The organism is Aeromicrobium sp. 10G20-16 (assembly GCF_055809665.1).
On record NZ_CM147919.1, the window covers coordinates 2,154,954 to 2,172,186 of the forward strand.

A 17,233-nucleotide genomic window follows, 5' to 3' on the forward strand; every position below is an offset into this window, starting at 1 on the left:
TCCAGGTGTGTGCCGGTCGCGCGGCCTACGCTGTGCACATGAACGAACCTGACCTCAACGGGGTCCTCGGGGTGGAGATGGTCGAGGTCGGTCCCGATCGCGTCGTGTCCCGCTTCACCCTCGGCACCCAGCACCTCCAGCCGTTCGGCATCCCGCACGGCGGCGTCTACTGCGCCGTGCACGAGTCGACCGCCAGCGTGGCGGCGCAGGTGTGGCTCGGCGAGAAGGGCACCATCGTCGGCACCAGCAACCTGACCGACTTCCTGAGGCAGGCCAAGGTCGGCGACACCATCACGGTGACCGCCCTCCCCATCCACCGAGGCCGCACCCAGCAGCTGTGGAAGACCGAGTCGCACGACCAGGACGGTCGACTCATCGCCCAGGGACAGGTGCGTCTGGCCAACCTCGACCAGACGCCGCCGGCCGAGGCGGTGGAGCGGATGCGCGCGGTGGGGTCGCCGCAGTAGACTGAGCCCGCGGGCGCGACTGGCGTTGAGGTGGGACCCCACCGGGGAGTGACCGCACGAACCACTGCACCATCACTACTGGGACCGTTCGCCTGGGCCCCGGTCAGCCCCGATTCTCGCTGACCTGGAGGCCACCGCGATGATGATGACCATGAATGCTGCTGCTCCGTTCGCCACTGCCCGTCTCGAGGACTCCGACGTCCGCGTGCTGCTGCTGGAGAACATCCACACCGACGGTGCCGACTTCCTGCGTGGCAAGGGCTACCAGGTCCAGACCGCTGACCACGCCCTCGGCGAGGACGAGCTGATCGAGGCCATCGCGGGCGTGCACCTGCTCGGCATCCGGTCCACGACCTACATCACCGAGAAGGTGCTCGACGCGGCTCCGGACCTGCTGGCCATCGGCGCCTTCTGCATCGGCACCAACCAGATCGACCTCGCGGCCACCACGGCGCGCGGTGTCGCGGTGTTCAACGCGCCGTACTCCAACACCCGCAGCGTCGTCGAGCTGGCGATCGCCGAGATCATCTCGCTGGCTCGTCGCCTGCACGAGAAGAGCACCGACATGCACGCCGGCGTCTGGAACAAGTCGGCCGCCGGCAGCCACGAGATCCGCGGCCGCACGCTGGGCATCATCGGCTACGGCAACATCGGCAGCCAGCTGTCGGTGGTGGCCGAGGCGTTGGGCCTGAAGGTGATCTTCTACGACATCGACGACAAGCTGGCCCTCGGCAACGCCAAGCGCTGCTCGACCATCGAGGAGCTGCTCGCCGAGGCGGACGTCGTCACGCTGCACGTCGACGGGCGACCCGGGAACGCCGGACTGTTCGGCGACGACGAGATGCGCCAGATGAAGCCGCGCTCGTTGTTCCTGAACCTGTCGCGCGGCATCGCGGTCGACACGGTCGCGCTGCGCCGGCACATCGAGTCCGGACACATCGCCGGCGCTGCGGTCGACGTGTTCCCGATCGAGCCCAAGCGGCAGGGTGACGAGTTCGAGTCGGACCTGCGTGGCCTGCCCAACGTCATCCTCACGCCGCACGTCGGCGGCTCCACCGAGGAGGCCCAGCAGGACATCGGCCGCTTCGTCGCGTCCAAGCTGCGCTCGTACACCGAGTTCGGCAGCACGTCGCTCAGCGTCAACATGCCCGAGCTGAACCTGCCGGCCGACCAGGGCAAGCGCCGCATCGCGCACGTGCACCGCAACGCGCCCGGCGTGCTCGCCACCATCAACTCGCTGTTCGGCGAGCGGGGGGTGAACATCGAGGCGCAGTCGTTGTCCACGCGCGGTGAGAACGGCTACGTGGTCACCGACGTGTCCGACGAGGTGAGCCCCGAGGTGCTGGCGGAGCTGGCCGGCCTCCCCGAGACGGTGCGCATCCGCCAGCTCAGCTGAGCTGAGCCAGCAACGGGGACAGCGTCTCGGCGCAGCCGGCGTTGACGCGCACCGTGGCGAGGTCGTCACCGCGGGTCGGACCGCGGTTCACGATGCCGACGGCGATGCCGCGCTTGGCGGCGGCCCGGACGAAGCGCAGACCCGACATCACCTGCAGCGACGACCCGAGCACCAGCAGGCCGTCGGCGCGATCGACCAGGTCGAAGCACCGTTGCACCAGCGGCTTCGCGACGCTCTCGCCGAAGAACACGACGTCGGGCTTGAGTCGCCCGCTGCACCGCTGACAGTCGGCGACGACGAAGTCGTCGGTGGTGGCCAGGGCGACGTCACCGTCGGGGCGAGCCTCGGCAGCGCGGTCCGCGTAGCCCGGGTTGAGCTGGACCAGGCGGTGGTGCAGGTCGGCGCGTGGCACGCGACGTCCGCAGTCGAGGCAGATCACGCGGTCGATGCGGCCGTGCAGGTCGATCACGTCGCGGTGTCCCGCCCGCTCGTGCAGGCCGTCGACGTTCTGGGTGATCAGGCCCGACAACCGGCCAGCCCGCTGCAGGTCGACCAGGACGCGGTGGGTGAGGTTCGGCTCGGCGCCGGTCATGCGGCTCCAGCCGACGTGCGCGCGGGCCCAGTAGGTCTGTCGCGCCACGGGTGAGGCGATGAACTCCTGGTAGGTCATCGGCGTGCGGGCGATCGAGCCCGGCCCGCGGTAGTCCGGGATGCCCGAGTCGGTCGAGACGCCCGCGCCGGTGAGCACCAGCAGCCGGCCTGCGTCGATCAGCCTGTCGAGGGCATCCACGCGGGCAGTCTACGATCGGGAACCATGCCCCGCCGGATCGTGCTGCTGCGCGCTGTGAACGTCGGCGGTGCGACGCTGCCGATGGCGCGGGTGCGTGAGATCGCGGCCGACCTGGGTGGCACCGATCCCCAGACCTACATCGCGTCGGGGAACCTGATCGTCGAGGTGGCCGGTGATCCGGCCGCGTTCGATCGAGCGCTGGAGCAGGCGATCGAGTCCGAGTTCGGCTTCTTCCGCGAGGCGATCTCGCGCACGCCCGAGCAGCTGTCGGAGGCGTTGGCGGCGCACCCCTTCGAGGTGGTGGAGCCGAAGTTCTCCTACGTGTCGTTCCTGCTCGCGGAGCCGACGCTCGAGGCGGTCGCCGCGGCGCAGGAGGTCGAGACCGGCGACGACGTGTGGCGCGTGATCGGCGCCGACCTGCACATCCGCTACGCCGACGGCGCCGGTCGACCCCAGATGAAGACCGACACGATCATGCGCCGGCTCGCCACCCCCGGAACGGCTCGCAACCTCAACACCGTCCAGAAGCTCATCGACCTCACCACCTGACAAGCCGACCGAATTTTGCGGGCTCAAGCACCGTTCTTCGAGGTGAAAACCGTGCCTGAGCCCGCAAAATTCGGGGCTTCCTAGAGGCGGGCGGCGAGCTCGGTGGCCTGCTTGATGGCGCGCTTGGCGTCGAGCTCGGCCGCGACGTCGGCGCCGCCGATGACGTGCACCGTGACGCCGGCGGTCTCCAGCGGCTCGACGAGGTCGCGCACGGACTCCTGGCCGGTGCACAGCACGATCGTGTCGGCCTCGATCACCCGCGACTCCGAGGTGTCCTTGCCGGTGCTCACGGTGACGTGGAGCCCGTCGTCGTCGATGCGGTCGTAGGTGACGCCCTTGACCATCTCGACGCCGGAGTCCTTGAGCGTGGTGCGGTGCACCCAGCCGCTGGTCTTGCCCAGACCCTTGCCGAGCTCGGTGGTCTTGCGTTGCAGCAGCGTCACCTGCCGGCGCGGCGGCGCCTTGACCTTGGTGGCCAGGCCGCCGCGCTCGAGCGCCGGATCGGTCACGCCCCAGCGCTGCATCCAGTGCTCCAGCGTCTCGTCGGGCTCGTGCAGCAGGAACTCGGCGACGTCGAAGCCGATGCCGCCGGCGCCGAGGATCGCGACGCGACCGCCCACGGGTGCGCCGTGGCGGATGACGTCCTGGTACGAGACCACCGACGGGTGCTCGACGCCGGGGATCGACGGGATGCGCGGCTCGACGCCGGTGGCGAGCACCACCTCGTCGAAGCCCCCGAGGTCCTCGGCCGTCGCGCGCCGGTCGAGGTGGATCGTCACGCCGGCCTTCTCGAGCATGCGGCCGTAGTACCGCAGCGTCTCGGCGAACTCCTCCTTGCCGGGGATCTTCATCGCCAGGCGGAACTGCCCGCCCACCTCGGGCAACGACTCGAACAGCTCGACGGAGTGACCGCGTCCGCCCAGCTCGGCTGCGGCCGCCAGCCCGGCCGGGCCGGCACCCACGACGGCGATGCGCTTGGCCGCACGCGTCGGCAGCAGCACCAGCTCGGTCTCGTGCCCGGCGCGCGGGTTGATCATGCAGCTCGCGCGCTTGTTGACGAAGGTGTGGTCCAGGCACGCCTGGTTGCAGGCGATGCAGGTGTTGATCTCGTCGGCGCGGCCCTCGGCGGCCTTGGTGACGAAGTGCGGGTCGCTGAGCAGCGGACGTGCCATCGAGATCAGGTCGGCCTCGCCATCGGCGAGGATCTGCTCGGCGATCTCGGGAGTGTTGATGCGGTTGGACGCGACGACCGGCACGTTCACCTCGGGCCGCAGCTTGCCGGTGACCCACGAGAACGCGCCGCGCGGCACCGACGTGACGATGGTGGGGATGCGCGCCTCGTGCCAGCCGATGCCGGTGTTGATGATCGAGACGCCCTCGGCCTCCAGCTTCTGGGCCAGCTCCACGGTCTCGTCCCAGCTCTGGGCGTCGTCGACCAGGTCCAGCAGGCTCATGCGGTACATGACGATGAAGTCGTCGCCGACCTTCTCGCGCACCCGCTTGACGATCTCGACCGGGAAGCGCATCCGGTTCTGCGCCGAGCCACCCCACTCGTCGGAGCGGTCGTTGGTGCGCGCGGTGACCATCTGGTTGATCAGGTAGCCCTCGGACCCCATGATCTCGACACCGTCGTAGCCGGCACGGCGCGCGAGCACGGCCGACGCGGCGAAGTCGTCGACGGTCCGGTCGACCTCCTTGGTGCTCATCGCCTTGGGCCCGCCGAACGGCGTGATGGGCGACTTGATGGTGGAGGCTCCGCGCTTGAACGGGTGGTAGCCGTAGCGGCCCGCGTGCAGCAGCTGCAGCGCGATCTTGCCGTCGTGCTCGTGCACGGCGTCGGTGACGACCCGGTGCTGGTCGGCCAGTCGCGACGACGTCATCTTCGAGCCGAACGGCAGCAGCCAGCCGTGCCAGTTGGGCGCGTAGCCACCCGTGACGGACAGCGCGACGCCGCCCTTGGCGCGCTCGGCGAAGTAGGCGGCGAGCTCGGGCAGGTGCTTGGACCGGTCCTCCATGCCGGTGTGCATCGAGCCCATGATCACGCGGTTGCGCAACGTGGTGTGCCCGAGGTCCAGCGGGCTCAGGAGGTGGGGGTACGGAGAGCTCATCGGGCGGCCTCTTCTGCGATCTGGGGGAACTGGGCGGCCATCGCGGTGGCGAGGGCGTTGGCGGCCGAGAGAGGCCGGACCATCACGGTGAACTCGGTGATCAGTCCCTCGTCGTTCCAGCGCAGCAGGTCCATGCCCATCAGGCTGGTGCCGTCGACGAAGGTCTCGAAGATCAGCGCGGAACCGTGCCCGTCGTCGTCGGCGAGCTCGCGCACGTAGCGGAAGTCGGTGAACACCCGTCCGACGCCGCGCAGGATGGCTGCCACGATCGGCTTGCCCTCGTACGGCTTGAACGCCACGGGGCTGCGGAAGACGACGTCGTCGGCGAGCAGGTCGCCGGTGGCGGCGAAGTCGCCGGACTCGACGGCTTCTCGGAAGGCCTTCATGGGTGCTCCTCTGGATGGCCCGGGATAGGTTGGGTGGTGTGGTGATCTCGAAGGCTGCGGCCCGGTTCCTGGTGCTGGCCGGCCTGTTCAACGTGGTGATCTGGCCGCGCTTCGCGAAGGCCATCGTCGACGACGACCGCGCGTGGAGCGGCGAGCACTGGAGCAGCGCCCCCACGGCGTTCTTCTGGGTGCACGCCGTGCTGATCACGACCGCGATCGCCATCGGCCTGGGCGTGCTCGCCGTGGGCGTGAAGGCCGTTCGTCAGCGATCTTGATCGCAGCGGGCGAGTGTCTGCCCACCGGTCGCCAGCGGCGAGGTACGAGCCGCGTGAGCGGAGCGAGGCGTGGTGAGGTGGGGTGCTTGCTCGAGCCGGCGTCCTCGGTTCGCCTCGGTCGCTCGTTCCTCGCTCCCTCACGGTCGGCCGTGGCCGACCTCCCTGGCGACCTGGTGCGTCAGTCATTGGACGTCTCCAGTCGCTGAAGGATCTCGTCGCACCAGGCGAGGGCGGTCTCCTCGCCGCGGATGCCGCCGCGCAGCACGAGCCAGCCGCCGATCTCGTCGTCGGTCAGCGCCGACGGATCGGGGTAGAAGCGCGCGGCGCTCTGCCGGTAGTAGTCCAGCTGCGCCTCGTGCGCGCGGCGGCGGACCCGCACGTCCTCCACGATCGCGTCACGATCGCCGAACGGCAGGGCACGGAGCTTGACGGCGAACTCGCTGCGCAGGTGCTCCAGCGGCGTGGCCTTCGCGGTCCACGCGTGCAGCTCGTCGCGTCCGGCCGGGGTCACCACGTAGACCTTCTTGTCGGGCCGCCCGTCCTGCGAGACCACCTCGGAGGCGAGCCAGCCGTCAGTCTCCATGCGGCCCAGGACCTTGTAGATCTGCTGGTGGCTGGCCTTCCAGAAGTGCCCGATCGAGGCGTCGAACCGGCGCGCCAGCTCGTAGCCGCTGGCCGAGCGTTCGGCCAGGGAGACGAGGATCGCGTGCTCGAGTGCCACGGGACGACGGTAGCGGTCAGCCAGCGGTCTATGCAACCAGTTGCATATGGTTATTGATAGGTGACGAGATCCGGGTGCGGCCGCACCTTCGCCCACGTCTGCCGAGCGGTGAGCATGGGCGAGTCCTCGTCGACGAAGTTCTTCCAGCCCCACCCCGCCAGCCCGTTCGGGGCGTCGCGGTGCAGGCGCTTCCACGTGCCCTTCTTGTCCGGTTGTGATCCCGAACCGTCGACGTGGATCACCGTCGCGAGCTCGGCGTGACCGGTGTCGAGGCGGTTGCGGTGCCTGACCATCGACTCGGCGAACTGGTGCACCACGAACAGCTTCTGCGGCAGGGACTGCTCGCGGGTCAGCTTCGCCAGCCACGCCGAGGTGCGGTTGATCTCGGCTGCCGACACCGAGCCGATCTGTTGCAGGGGCTTCTGCTTGCGTCCCAGCCGCCACTCCGGGTCCAGGGCCAGCCCGACGTGCGGGCGCAGCAACAGCTCGCGGTACCGCTTGGCCTGGGTGAGGAAGTCGGAGCGCCCCGGCTGCAGGTCGAGGATCACGTAGATCCCGGCCTTCTCGGCGGCGTCCACGAGAGGCGTGAGCTTCGAGATCGACACCTCGTTCGAGTAGTTCTTGTCCTTACCGGGTCCGCCCGAGGCGACGGTGGCGATGATCTCGAAGGTCGGCACGAAGTCGGTGCCGCTGGCCGCGCGGTACTTGGCGGCCAGCTTCTTGACCCGGGCGACCGACGCGGCGACGCCCTGCTCGCCGAGGACACCCAGCGACGGCGCGCCCGGGTGGCCGTACATGGCGGCGTAGCGGTGCCCGGGCAGGGCCAGGTACCCGCCGGCGGGCTGCTCGATGTCGTGGCGCACGACGTCGAGGGTGTAGGCGAAGTCGCGTGGCATGCCGACGGCGATCACCGGGGTGTCGGGTCGCGCAGTCAGCGCCTTCGCCTCGTCCGGCGCGGTGCGAGGGTCGGGCTCGCTCGCCTCGATCACCGTCGCGCCCGCGCTCCGGGCGTTGGCGACCGCGGCGGGGTGGTCCGCGAGCGACGCCAGCACCACGACCGTGTCCACCGAGGCGGTGTCGGCGGCCTGCAGGCCCATGCTCGCGACCTCCTGCTCGGCGGCGTCCTGCTCGACTGGCAGCGCGTGCGCCCCGGGAGGGCTCTGGGTCGTGCCCACCGTGAGGACGGTGTGGGCGCCGAGTCGCTGGATCTCCGCCGGGGCGTCGGTGCCGTCGATCAGCACGGGCACCCGCAGCGACCTGGCGACCGCGACCGCCGTGGCCCGGGCCCGCGGGTCCGACCCATCGGCCAGCACGACGTCCTGGGAGGACGCGAACAGCCGGCGCGAGACGAGGAGCGCCGCCTCGGCGGGAGTGGCCTTCGGCACCGCCTCGACCGGTCTCGTCGCGGCGCGCGCCGTGGCGACCGGCGCCTTCTCCCCGGGCAGGGCATCGTGCCGGTCCGCGACGACCACGGCGCCGGCGGTGACGGCGACGAGAGCCCCGATCGCGGCGGCCGCGATAGCGGGGCGACGGACGGCAGCAGGCACGACCTCGAGGGTACTGACGGCACGTCAACGATCCACCCGGACGAACTACGGTGTCGGGATGAACAGTGATCTGGAGTCCAGGGCGGCCGAGCTGCTCGGCGAGGGAGCCTTCGGGTACTTCGCAGGGGGCGCGGGCGACGAACGCGTGCTGCGGCACAACGTCGACGCGTGGGCCGCGCACCGGCTGGCTCCCCGGGTGCTGGTCGACGTGGCCGAGGTCGACCCGTCGGTCACCGTGCTGGGGCGCCGCTGGCCGCATCCGGTGGGGATCGCCCCGATGGCCTACCAGCGGCACGCCCACGACGAGGGCGAGGTCGCGATGGGACGAGCCGCGGCAGCCTCGGGAGCGCTGATGACCCTGTCGACCCAGACCACGAGCGACCCGGCGGACGTGGCGGCCGCGATGGGCGACGCGCCCCGCTGGTTCCAGCTGTACGTGTTCCGCGACCGTTCCATCACCGAGCAGCTGGTCGCCGCCGCGGTCGAGGGTGGCTACGAGGCGCTGGTGCTCACCGTCGACTTCCCGGTCGGCGGGGTGCGCGAACGCGACGCCCGCACCGGCTTCCGGGTCGAGCACCCGACCTTCCTCGACGCCACCACCGGCCCGCTCACGCCGGCGGAGCGCCACGCGCTCCACGACCCGGCGCTCACCTGGCGTGACCTGACCGCGCTGGTCGAGTCCAGCCCGATCCCGGTGATCGTCAAGGGCGTGCTGCGCCCCGACGACGCTCGGCGTGCGGTCGATCTCGGCGCGGCCGGGGTCGTCGTGTCCAACCATGGCGGCCGGCAGCTGGACGCGGTGGTCAGCACCGCCGAGGCGCTGGCGCCCGTGGTCGAGGCGGTGGCCGGGCGAGCCTCGGTCCTGGTCGACGGCGGCATCCGTCGCGGCTGGGACGTGGTGCGTGCGCTGTCGCTGGGTGCCGACGCTGCGTTGATCGGCCGTCCGATGCTGTGGGCGCTGGCGACCGGAGGCGCAGACGGCGTGCAGGCCGAGGTCGGTCGCTTCGTCGCCGAGGTCGAGAACACGCTCGCGCTCGTGGGCTGTCCGCGGGCCACCGATCTCGATGGGTCGTACCTGGTGCCGCCACGCCACTGAGGGCTATATTCATCAGATGATGAATTATGCGATCGAGGTGACGGGGCTGACCGTCGTGCGTGGCGGCGCCACCGTGCTGCCCGACCTGGGCCTGACGATCCGCGCCGGCTCCATCACCGGGCTGCTGGGGCCGAGCGGGTGCGGCAAGACGACGCTGATCCGAGCGCTGGCGGGTGTTCAGGACGTGGCTGGCGGCATGGTGACGGTGCTCGGAGACGACGCCGGAAGCGCCCGGAACCGTTCACGGGTGGCCTACATGACGCAGGCCAGCTCGGTGTACCCGGACCTGACCGTCCGGCAGAACCTCGAGTACTTCGCGACCCTGGCCGGGGCGCCCCGCTCCGCCGTCGATCGGGCGCTCGCCGACGTGGGGCTCGAGGACCGGGCGGGACACCTCGCCGCCCACCTGTCGGGCGGCCAACGATCCCGCGTGTCGCTCGCCGCCGCACTGCTCGCCGATCCGGAGGTCCTGCTGCTCGACGAGCCCACTGTGGGCCTCGACCCCGTGCTGCGCCGCGACCTGTGGGCACTGTTCACCAGGCTCGCGGCCGACGGCCGCACCCTGCTAATCACCAGCCACGTCATGGACGAGGCCGGCCGCTGCGACGAGATCCTGCTGATGCGTGCGGGCCGCATCCTCGCGCAGACGACGCCGTCGCAGCTGCTCGCCGACACCGGCACGGACGACCTCGACGCGGCATTCCTGGCGGTCGCGGAGAAGGAGGCAGCATGAACCGCACGCTCGCCACCAGCCGTCGGGTGCTGCAGCAGCTGTCCCACGACCGCCGCAGCATGGCGATCATCGTCATCCTGCCCGCCGTGCTGCTGGTGATGTTCCGCTACGTCTTCGACGGTGAGCCGCAGGTGTTCCAGCGGGTCGGACCCCAGCTCCTGGGGATCTTCCCGTTCACGGTGATGTTCCTGGTGACGTCGGTGACGATGGTCCGCGAGCGCACATCGGGCACGCTCGAACGCCTGATGACCACGCCCATGCGTCGCGGCGAGCTGATCGCCGGGTACGCCCTGGCCTTCGGGCTGGCCGCCCTGGTGCAGGCTGCCGTCAGTTCGGCCATCGCGATCTGGTGGCTCGACCTCGGGGTGGAGAGTCCGTGGGTGATCGTGCTGTTCGCCGTCGTCGACGCGGTGCTCGGCACCACGCTGGGACTGTTCTTCTCGGCCTTCGCGCGCACCGAGTTCCAGGCGGTGCAGTTCATGCCGGCCGTCGTGATCCCCCAGATCCTGCTGTGCGGACTGCTCGTGCCGCGCGACCGGATGGCCACCGTGCTGGACTGGATCTCGACTGTCCTGCCCCTGACCTGGGCGACCGACGCGTTCACCCGCTCGCTCACGACCGCGGGACTGGACGGACCGATGGCGCGTGACCTAGCGATCCTCCTCGGATTCGTCCTGGCGTCGGTGGCCGGCGCCTCGCTGACCCTGCGGCGCCGCACCGCGTGAGCCCCCGCAAGCCCGGTCGGCCGCCCGGAGGCGACGCCGCAGTGACCCGGGCCCGCCTGGTCGCGGCGGCGCGCGAGCAGTTCGCTGCCAAGGGGTTCGCGGGCGCGTCCTCGCGCTCCATCGCCCGAGCCGCCGACGTCGATCCCAGCCTGATCGCGCACCACTTCGGCAGTCGAGAAGGGCTGCTGATGGCGACGCTCGACCTGCCGAACGACCCCGTCGGTCGCCTCACCGCAGCGCTGGACGGCCCGCTCGAGACGATGGGTGAACGCCTCGTGCGCACGTTCGTGACGACCTGGGACCCCCATCGGGAGACGTTCAGCGCCCTGGTGCGCAGCGCGCTGGGAACAGGTGACGGCTCGCCCGTGGTCGGTGACGTCGCACGGCACGTGGTGGTCGCGCTGCTGGCCGAACGTCTCGACGGGGACGAGCTGCGGGCCGAGCTGATCGTGGCCCAGATGGTCGGCCTCGCCACCGTCCGGTACGTGGTGGGGGCGGCCCCGCTGCGTGATGCGGGGGTCGAGACCGTGGTCGCCGTCTACGCCGCGGCGGTGCAGGCCGTGATCGACGCCTAGGCGGGACTGCTGGCTCGACGCACCTGCGACGCCACCCCCCGAGCCGCCACACGGCCGGCACGATTGGCGCCGATGGTGCTGGCTGACGGCCCGTACCCGACCATCTGCACCCGGGGATCGGCGACGGCTGTGGTGCCGTCGAGCTGGATGCCACCGCGGGGGCTGCGCAGGTGCAGCGGGGCGAGGTGCTCGATCGCCGGCCGGAAGCCCGTGGCCCACACGATGACGTCCGCCGGCTCGAAGGTGTCGTCGGTCCACCGCACGCCGTCGGGCTCGACGCGGTCGAACATGGGGCGCCGCGCGCCGTAGACGCCGAGGCGCTCGGCCTCGCGCTCCTGCTCACGCAGCGCCAGACCGGTCACGCTGACGACGCTGCGGGGCGGGAGGCCGGCGCGGACGCGCTCCTCCACCTTCGCGACGACCTCGCGGCCGATCTCGGCGGTGAACGGTCCCGTGCGCCAGACCGGTTCCGAACGCGTCACCCACGTGACGTGGGCAGCGACCGGAGCGATGGCCCCGATCAACTGCACGGCGGAGGCACCACCACCCACCACGACCACCCGTTGCTGTGAAAAATCATCCGGACCGCGGTAGTCGACGGTGTGCAGCTGACGTCCGGTGAACGTCTCCTGGCCCGGGTAGTGCGGCACGAACGGACGGGTCCAGGTGCCGGTGGCGTTGACCAGGGTCCGCGACGTCCACGTGCGGTCGCCGGCTGCTTCGGAAGTGATCAGCAGCCCGTCCTCGTCGTGCACCGCCGCCACACGCACGGGGCGGAGCACCGGAAGGTCGAAGGTCGTCTCGTAGCGGTCGAAGTACTCCGGCACGACCTGGTTGGCGCGCCCGCTCGTGGACCGGTCGAGCTCGAGCCCCGGCAGATCGGCGACCCGGTGCACGTCGTGCATGGTCAGGTCGTCCCACCGGTGCTGCCAGGCCCCGCCGGGGCGGTCGTCCGCGTCGAGGACGACGTGGCGCAGACCCCGTCGTTGCAGGTGATGGGAAGTGGACAGTCCGGCCTGGCCGGCGCCGATCACGACCGCGTCGAGAATGTCCACGCAGGTCTCAACACCGCAGCGGTCGCGACTATGCCGTCGGCACGACGAACGCCAAGGGGCCCTCGCTGCCGGCGTTCGCGATCTCCCAGCGGTAGCCGTCCGGATCGGCGAAGTAGCCGCTGTAGCCGCCCCACTCGCGCCGCTCGGCCGGCCAGACCCGCGCGCCGGCAGCCTCGGCGGTGCGCAGGACGTCGTCGACCTCGGCATCGGTGGCCACGTTGTGGGCGATCGTGAGGGGTGCGACGCCGGCCCCGGACCTCGGCGCACCGACCTCGGCGGTGAAGGACTCCACGTCCCACAACGAGAGCACGAGGTGCTCGCCCGCTCGGAACATCAGCACGTCCTGCTCGTCGATCAACGGTTCCCAGCCGAGGCCGCCGACGTAGAAGCGGCGGCTGCGGTCGCGATCGGCGACGGGCACGGTGATCAGACTGATGCGTTGGTCCATGGCCCCGACGCTAGTGAGCGCCCATGACACCTGTCACGACCAGGTCGTGACACGTGAGCCTTCCGCGGGGACGGCGATCCGACGACAGTTGACCTCATGACAACCACACCTTCGAACGGCAGCGTTCCCGCGATCGAGCTGGTCGACCTCGGGCGCACGTTCCCGACCACGGGGTCGGACGGTCGATCCACCACCGTCGTCGCGGTCGACCACATCGACCTGACCATCCCCCAGGGAGAGATCGTCGCGCTGCTGGGTCCCAACGGGGCCGGCAAGACGACCACGCTCGACATGGTCCTCGGCCTCATCGAGCCCACCCGCGGCACCGCGCAGGTGCTCGGCCGGGCCCCGCGCGATGCCGTGCAGGAGGGCCTGATCTCGGCCGTCCTGCAGACCGGTGGGCTGCTCGCGGACCTCACGATCCGGGAGACGGTCGACTACGTGGCCGCCACCTACGGCGACGCGCACGACGACCCGGCCGACGTGATCGCCCGTGCCGGCCTGACCGAGCTCGCGAACCGACGGATCAGCAAGTGTTCGGGCGGGCAGCAGCAACGGCTGCGCTTCGCCCTCGCACTGCTCGCCGATCCGCGCCTGCTCGTGCTCGACGAACCGACCGCAGGCATGGACGTCTCGGCCCGCCGCGAGTTCTGGGCCGTCATGCGCGAGGAGGCGTCGCGCGGGCGCACCGTCGTGTTCGCGACCCACTACCTCGAGGAGGCCGACGACTTCGCCGACCGCATCGTGCTGATGGCCGACGGCCGGGTCGTCGCCGACGGCACCACGGCGCAGATCCGGGCGACCGCCACCGGCCGGGTGGTGACGGCGCTGGTCCCGGATCCCCAAGCCGTCAGCGCGGCATTCGACGAGCCGGTCCAGATCGAGGGGTCGCGCGTCACCATCCGTCCCGCCGACTCCGACGCCGCGGCACTGCAGTTGCTGGCGCAGCACGGCGCGCACGACCTCGAGGTCACCACGGCGTCCTTGGAGGACGCCTTCGTCCGCATCACCACGACCACCGCGTCAGGAGCCAACCGATGAGCACCACCACGACCGCACCGAGCACCCGCGCCCACCACGGCAAGCTGCTCGGCCTGGAGATCAGGCGCATCCTGCGCGACCCGGTGACGGTGTTCTTCACCATCGCGCTGCCCGGCTTCTTCTACCTGATCTTCGGAACGTCGGAGGACTACGCCGGCGACAGCGTCGGCAACGGCAACGTGGCCATGGCCATCATGATCGCCATGGCGGCGTACGGAGCCGTCACCGCCACCGTCGGCATCGGCGGCCGCGCCGCCGTCGAACGGTCGCAGGGCTGGGGTCGCCAGCTCGGCCTCACACCGTTGCGTGACGGTTCGTTCGTCGGCATCAAGGTGGCGCTGGCCGCGATCATCGCACTCGCGCCGATCGCGCTGGTCTACGTGCTCGGCGTCTTCACCGGCGCGGAGAGTGACGGGATGGCGTGGGTGCTGAGTGCCGTCGTGCTGGCTGTGGGGTCGCTGGTCTTCGCGCTGTACGGCCTGTGCTTCGGCCTGCTGTTCCGCTCCGAGGCGGCCATCAGCGGCGCCAGCGGGTCCATCGTGGTGCTCAGCTTCCTGGGCAACATCTTCTTCCCGCTGAGCGGCGGGCTGCTCACGCTGGCGAAGTTCACCCCCATGTACGGCTACGTGAGCCTGGCCCGCTACCCGCTGACCGATGGACGGGTCATCACCGGCGACGACTCGGTCGTGACCGACCCGCTGTGGCTGCTGATCGCTAACGTGCTCGCATGGACGCTCATCCTGACCGTGGCGGCGACGCTGCTGGTGCGCCGCGGTCGCGGTCGGCAGTGACCTCCACGGTCACCGACATGGAGGACAGCCCGTTCGTCCGCTACGGCTGGCTGATGTGGGGGGTCTGGCTGGTCTTCCTGGTCTTCCCGACCATCGCCGCGCTCGACCAGGACACCTGGCCGCGCGTCGTGGGCGGACTCGCCGGAGTGGTGGTCTTCGCGGTCCTGTACGTCGTGGCGTTCCGTGGCCTGTGGGACGACGGGGCGCGGGTGCGTCCCGAGGTCATGCTGGTGGTGCTGACGGCGGTCCCCGTGCTCACCGCCACGGCCATCGGCGCCGACGCGCTGTCGTTCACGCCCTTTCTGGTCTCGTTCGGCATGTTCGCGCTGCGCCGGCCCCTGAACTGGCTGTGGGCGGTGGCACTGGTGGCGTTCACCATCGCGTTGCCGCGGCTCGTCGAGGGGACTGGTGCTGACGAGGGACTCGTGTTCAGCCTGGTGGCGGTCTCGCTCGGCACCGGCATCGGACGACTCATGTCGGACCTCGGTGAGCAGCACGCCGTGGTGCGCGACGAGCTGACCCTCACCGCGGAGCGCGACCGGGTGGCCCGCGACGTGCACGACGTGCTGGGGCACAGCCTGACCGTCGTCAGCGTCAAGGCGCAGCTGGCCGAGCGCATGGTCGACCTCGACCCGGATCGTGCCCGCGCCGAGCTGGTGGAGATCCAGGCGCTCACCCGCCAGGCGCTCGCCGAGATCCGTTCGACGGTGGGCGGTCTGCGGGCCGCGGTGCTGCCCGACGAGATCGCGGCGGCGGGCGTCGCGTTGAGTGCCGCGGGCATCGCTGCCGACCTGCCCTCCGACCATGACGTCCTGGACCCACGGCGTCGCAGCGTCGCGGCGTGGGTGCTGCGCGAGGCGGTCACCAATGTGGTGCGGCACTCCGGTGCGCGACGCTGCACGGTCACGCTCGGCCCCGACCGCATGGTGGTCAGCGACGACGGCCGGGGGATCGCCGAGGGCGCGTGCGGCAACGGTCTGCGGGGGCTGCGCGAGCGGGTGGCCGAGACCGGTGGCGCGCTCGTCGTCGGGCCGGCCACGAGTGGCGGCACCACCCTGGAGGTGTCGTGGTGAGCGGGATCCGGGTGCTGCTGGCCGATGACCAGGCCATGGTCCGCGGGGCACTGGCGGCGTTGCTGGGGCTCGAGCCCGACCTGGAGATCGTGGCCGAGGTGTCCCGCGGCGACGAGGTGGCGGCCGCCGTCGCCGAGCACCGGCCCGACGTGTGCCTGCTCGACATCGAGATGCCCGGCCTCGACGGCATCGAGGCGTGCCGGCTCGTGGCGGACCGGACCGAGGTCCTGATGGTCACCACCTTCGGCCGTCCCGGCTACCTGCGGCGAGCGCTCGACGCGGGGGCGTCGGGGTTCGTGGTCAAGGACACCCCGGCCACCGAGCTGGCCGAGGCGGTGCGCCGCGTGCACGCGGGCGAGCGGGTCGTCGATCCGGCGCTCGCGACCGAGTCGTTGGTCGGGGGTACCAGCCCTCTCACCGACCGTGAGACCGACGTGCTGCGGGTCGCGCTCACCGGTGTCCCGGTGGCCGGCATCGCCAGCGGCCTGCACCTCTCGGAGGGGACGGTCCGCAACCACCTGTCCTCGGCGATCGGCAAGACCGGCACGCGCACGCGCGTCGAGGCCGCCCAGGTGGCCCGGGACCGGGGCTGGCTCTAGGCCGCTCGCTGCTCCGACGCTCGCCCGGTCGTGTTCTCGACGACCCGCACGATCAGGCCGGGATCATCGATCATCGGAACGTGTCCGCAGCCGGGGAGGGCGACGTGGTTGGCGTCGGGGAGGCGCTCGGCCGCGAGGCCGGCCTGACCGTAGAGCAGGATCTTGTCGCGTGTGCCCCAGGCGATCGTCACGGGCACGTTCACGGGGCTTCGGAAGCGGTATGTCGTCCCCTCCTTGAGCACCGAGAAGAACCCCTGGCCGTCGCGCAGTGCCGCGGTGTCGCCCAGGAACTGCTCGGCCGTGAGCCGGTCGCCGTGCTCGAACAGCGCCCGACCCAGCAGGCGACGGGTCGTGGCCGTCCGCATGGCCGGGGCGACGATCGCCTCGGGCAGGTACGAGGTCAGCTTGAGGGCGACGAGCAGGAGCAGCGCCACGAGCCGGTCCAGGCCGCGGAAGAACCCGGCCGGGCTCAGTGCGGTGACCGAGCGGACCTGTCCGCGCGTGCCCAGTTCGAGGGCGATCGCGCCGCCGAGCGAGTTGCCGACGACGTGCGGCTTTTCCACGCCCCAGAGGGAAAAATTGTCCACCAAGTTCTGGCAGGCGTTCTCCATCGAGTACGCGACACCGGCCGGGTGCGGCGGTGACTGGCCGAAGCCGGCGAGATCGACGGCGATCACGTCGTAGCTCTGCGCGAGCAGGTCGAGTACCGGGTCCCAGGCCTGACGGCGGTGTCCGATGCCGTGGATCAGCACCAGGGGTTCGCCGTGGCCACGGCGCGTGTAGGCGAGTTCGGAGTACATGACACCGATGATGTCACATGCCGTACTCGCGGTATGCACCTTTCGCGGCTCCGCTTGT

General features: G+C 70.9%; 20 protein-coding genes and 1 riboswitch. Of the genes, 12 read left to right on the plus strand and 8 right to left on the minus strand.

Going from position 1 to position 17,233, the window contains the following annotated elements; all coding sequences use genetic code 11:
- Positions 1 to 38: 38 nt before the first annotated feature.
- Positions 39 to 467: a PaaI family thioesterase gene (locus AC0L5F_RS10930; protein WP_473313388.1), complete on the plus strand. Its 429-nt coding sequence runs from the start codon at positions 39 to 41 to the stop codon at positions 465 to 467.
- A gap of 5 nt (positions 468 to 472) precedes the next feature.
- A riboswitch (ZMP/ZTP riboswitch) is annotated at positions 473 to 572 on the plus strand.
- Positions 573 to 618: 46 nt separating this feature from the next.
- Positions 619 to 1,863: a phosphoglycerate dehydrogenase gene (gene serA, locus AC0L5F_RS10935; protein ID WP_473313389.1), complete on the plus strand. Its 1,245-nt coding sequence runs from the start codon at positions 619 to 621 to the stop codon at positions 1,861 to 1,863.
- Here serA and AC0L5F_RS10940 read toward each other — a convergent pair.
- Positions 1,856 to 2,653 (minus strand): NAD-dependent protein deacetylase, encoded by a 798-nt coding sequence (locus AC0L5F_RS10940; protein WP_473313390.1) that lies wholly within the window; start codon positions 2,651 to 2,653, stop codon positions 1,856 to 1,858. The two genes, serA and AC0L5F_RS10940, sit on opposite strands and share 8 nt — an antisense overlap.
- A gap of 24 nt (positions 2,654 to 2,677) precedes the next feature.
- Here AC0L5F_RS10940 and AC0L5F_RS10945 point away from each other — a divergent pair, with 24 nt between their 5' ends.
- Positions 2,678 to 3,202 carry a DUF1697 domain-containing protein gene (locus tag AC0L5F_RS10945; RefSeq protein WP_473313391.1) on the plus strand — a complete coding sequence of 175 codons (525 nt, stop codon included), beginning with the start codon at positions 2,678 to 2,680 and terminating at the stop codon, positions 3,200 to 3,202.
- An 80-nt stretch (positions 3,203 to 3,282) separates the two neighbouring features.
- Here the strand turns inward: AC0L5F_RS10945 and AC0L5F_RS10950 are convergent, their stop codons facing one another.
- Together AC0L5F_RS10950 and AC0L5F_RS10955 are read right to left on the minus strand one after the other, a co-directional pair.
- Positions 3,283 to 5,310 carry an oxidoreductase gene (locus AC0L5F_RS10950; protein WP_473313392.1) on the minus strand — a complete coding sequence of 676 codons (2,028 nt, stop codon included), beginning with the start codon at positions 5,308 to 5,310 and terminating at the stop codon, positions 3,283 to 3,285.
- The gene (locus AC0L5F_RS10955) at positions 5,307 to 5,696 is read right to left on the minus strand and encodes a nuclear transport factor 2 family protein (RefSeq protein ID WP_473313394.1); all 390 of its coding nucleotides are present in this window, start codon (positions 5,694 to 5,696) and stop codon (positions 5,307 to 5,309) included. Before AC0L5F_RS10955 ends, AC0L5F_RS10950 begins: the two co-directional genes overlap by 4 nt.
- A gap of 38 nt (positions 5,697 to 5,734) precedes the next feature.
- On the opposite strand from AC0L5F_RS10955, the gene AC0L5F_RS10960 reads away from it, so the two are divergent.
- Positions 5,735 to 5,971 (plus strand): SCO4848 family membrane protein, encoded by a 237-nt coding sequence (locus AC0L5F_RS10960; protein ID WP_473313395.1) that lies wholly within the window; start codon positions 5,735 to 5,737, stop codon positions 5,969 to 5,971.
- Between the two features lie 178 nt (positions 5,972 to 6,149).
- Here AC0L5F_RS10960 and AC0L5F_RS10965 read toward each other — a convergent pair whose 3' ends face one another.
- A complete protein-coding gene (locus AC0L5F_RS10965) occupies positions 6,150 to 6,692 on the minus strand; it encodes a PadR family transcriptional regulator (RefSeq protein ID WP_473313396.1) in 543 nt (180 codons plus the stop codon).
- Positions 6,693 to 6,742: 50 nt separating this feature from the next.
- On the minus strand, positions 6,743 to 8,239 hold the full coding sequence (locus AC0L5F_RS10970) for a hypothetical protein (RefSeq protein WP_473313397.1): 1,497 nt from the start codon (positions 8,237 to 8,239) through the stop codon (positions 6,743 to 6,745).
- A 58-nt stretch (positions 8,240 to 8,297) separates the two neighbouring features.
- Between AC0L5F_RS10970 and AC0L5F_RS10975 the strand changes: the two genes are divergently transcribed.
- The 4 genes from AC0L5F_RS10975 to AC0L5F_RS10990 are packed head-to-tail and all read left to right on the plus strand — an operon-like array spanning position 8,298 to position 11,368.
- Positions 8,298 to 9,335: an alpha-hydroxy acid oxidase gene (locus tag AC0L5F_RS10975; RefSeq protein WP_473313398.1), complete on the plus strand. Its 1,038-nt coding sequence runs from the start codon at positions 8,298 to 8,300 to the stop codon at positions 9,333 to 9,335.
- A 16-nt stretch (positions 9,336 to 9,351) separates the two neighbouring features.
- Positions 9,352 to 10,068, plus strand: a complete 717-nt coding sequence (locus tag AC0L5F_RS10980) for an ABC transporter ATP-binding protein (RefSeq protein ID WP_473313399.1) — start codon at positions 9,352 to 9,354, stop codon at positions 10,066 to 10,068.
- Positions 10,065 to 10,793 carry an ABC transporter permease gene (locus AC0L5F_RS10985; RefSeq protein ID WP_473313400.1) on the plus strand — a complete coding sequence of 243 codons (729 nt, stop codon included), beginning with the start codon at positions 10,065 to 10,067 and terminating at the stop codon, positions 10,791 to 10,793. Before AC0L5F_RS10980 ends, AC0L5F_RS10985 begins: the two co-directional genes overlap by 4 nt.
- 41 nt (positions 10,794 to 10,834) lie before the next feature.
- The gene (locus AC0L5F_RS10990; protein WP_473313401.1) at positions 10,835 to 11,368 is read left to right on the plus strand and encodes a TetR/AcrR family transcriptional regulator; all 534 of its coding nucleotides are present in this window, start codon (positions 10,835 to 10,837) and stop codon (positions 11,366 to 11,368) included.
- Here the strand turns inward: AC0L5F_RS10990 and AC0L5F_RS10995 are convergent.
- Both AC0L5F_RS10995 and AC0L5F_RS11000 read right to left on the minus strand, forming a co-directional pair.
- Positions 11,365 to 12,423, minus strand: coding sequence for an FAD-dependent oxidoreductase (locus tag AC0L5F_RS10995; RefSeq protein WP_473313402.1), 1,059 nt, complete (start codon positions 12,421 to 12,423; stop codon positions 11,365 to 11,367). The genes AC0L5F_RS10990 and AC0L5F_RS10995 overlap by 4 nt on opposite strands.
- Before the next feature lie 28 nt (positions 12,424 to 12,451).
- Positions 12,452 to 12,871 (minus strand): VOC family protein, encoded by a 420-nt coding sequence (locus AC0L5F_RS11000; protein WP_473313403.1) that lies wholly within the window; start codon positions 12,869 to 12,871, stop codon positions 12,452 to 12,454.
- 96 nt (positions 12,872 to 12,967) lie between these two features.
- Between AC0L5F_RS11000 and AC0L5F_RS11005 the strand changes: the two genes are divergently transcribed.
- Genes AC0L5F_RS11005 through AC0L5F_RS11020 form a run of 4 tightly spaced genes read left to right on the plus strand, consistent with a single transcriptional unit; the run spans position 12,968 to position 16,375 of the window.
- The gene (locus AC0L5F_RS11005; RefSeq protein WP_473313404.1) at positions 12,968 to 13,912 is read left to right on the plus strand and encodes an ABC transporter ATP-binding protein; all 945 of its coding nucleotides are present in this window, start codon (positions 12,968 to 12,970) and stop codon (positions 13,910 to 13,912) included.
- The gene (locus AC0L5F_RS11010) at positions 13,909 to 14,703 is read left to right on the plus strand and encodes an ABC transporter permease (RefSeq protein WP_473313405.1); all 795 of its coding nucleotides are present in this window, start codon (positions 13,909 to 13,911) and stop codon (positions 14,701 to 14,703) included. The genes AC0L5F_RS11005 and AC0L5F_RS11010 overlap by 4 nt, the downstream gene beginning before the upstream one ends.
- On the plus strand, positions 14,640 to 15,776 hold the full coding sequence (locus AC0L5F_RS11015; RefSeq protein WP_473313406.1) for a sensor histidine kinase: 1,137 nt from the start codon (positions 14,640 to 14,642) through the stop codon (positions 15,774 to 15,776). Before AC0L5F_RS11010 ends, AC0L5F_RS11015 begins: the two co-directional genes overlap by 64 nt.
- Positions 15,777 to 15,811: 35 nt before the next feature.
- Entirely contained in the window at positions 15,812 to 16,375 is a 564-nt protein-coding gene (locus tag AC0L5F_RS11020; RefSeq protein WP_473316187.1) for a response regulator transcription factor, read from the plus strand.
- On the opposite strand, the gene AC0L5F_RS11025 is transcribed toward AC0L5F_RS11020, so the two are convergent.
- On the minus strand, positions 16,372 to 17,175 hold the full coding sequence (locus tag AC0L5F_RS11025) for an alpha/beta fold hydrolase (protein WP_473313407.1): 804 nt from the start codon (positions 17,173 to 17,175) through the stop codon (positions 16,372 to 16,374). The two genes, AC0L5F_RS11020 and AC0L5F_RS11025, sit on opposite strands and share 4 nt — an antisense overlap.
- Positions 17,176 to 17,233 lie beyond the last annotated feature (58 nt).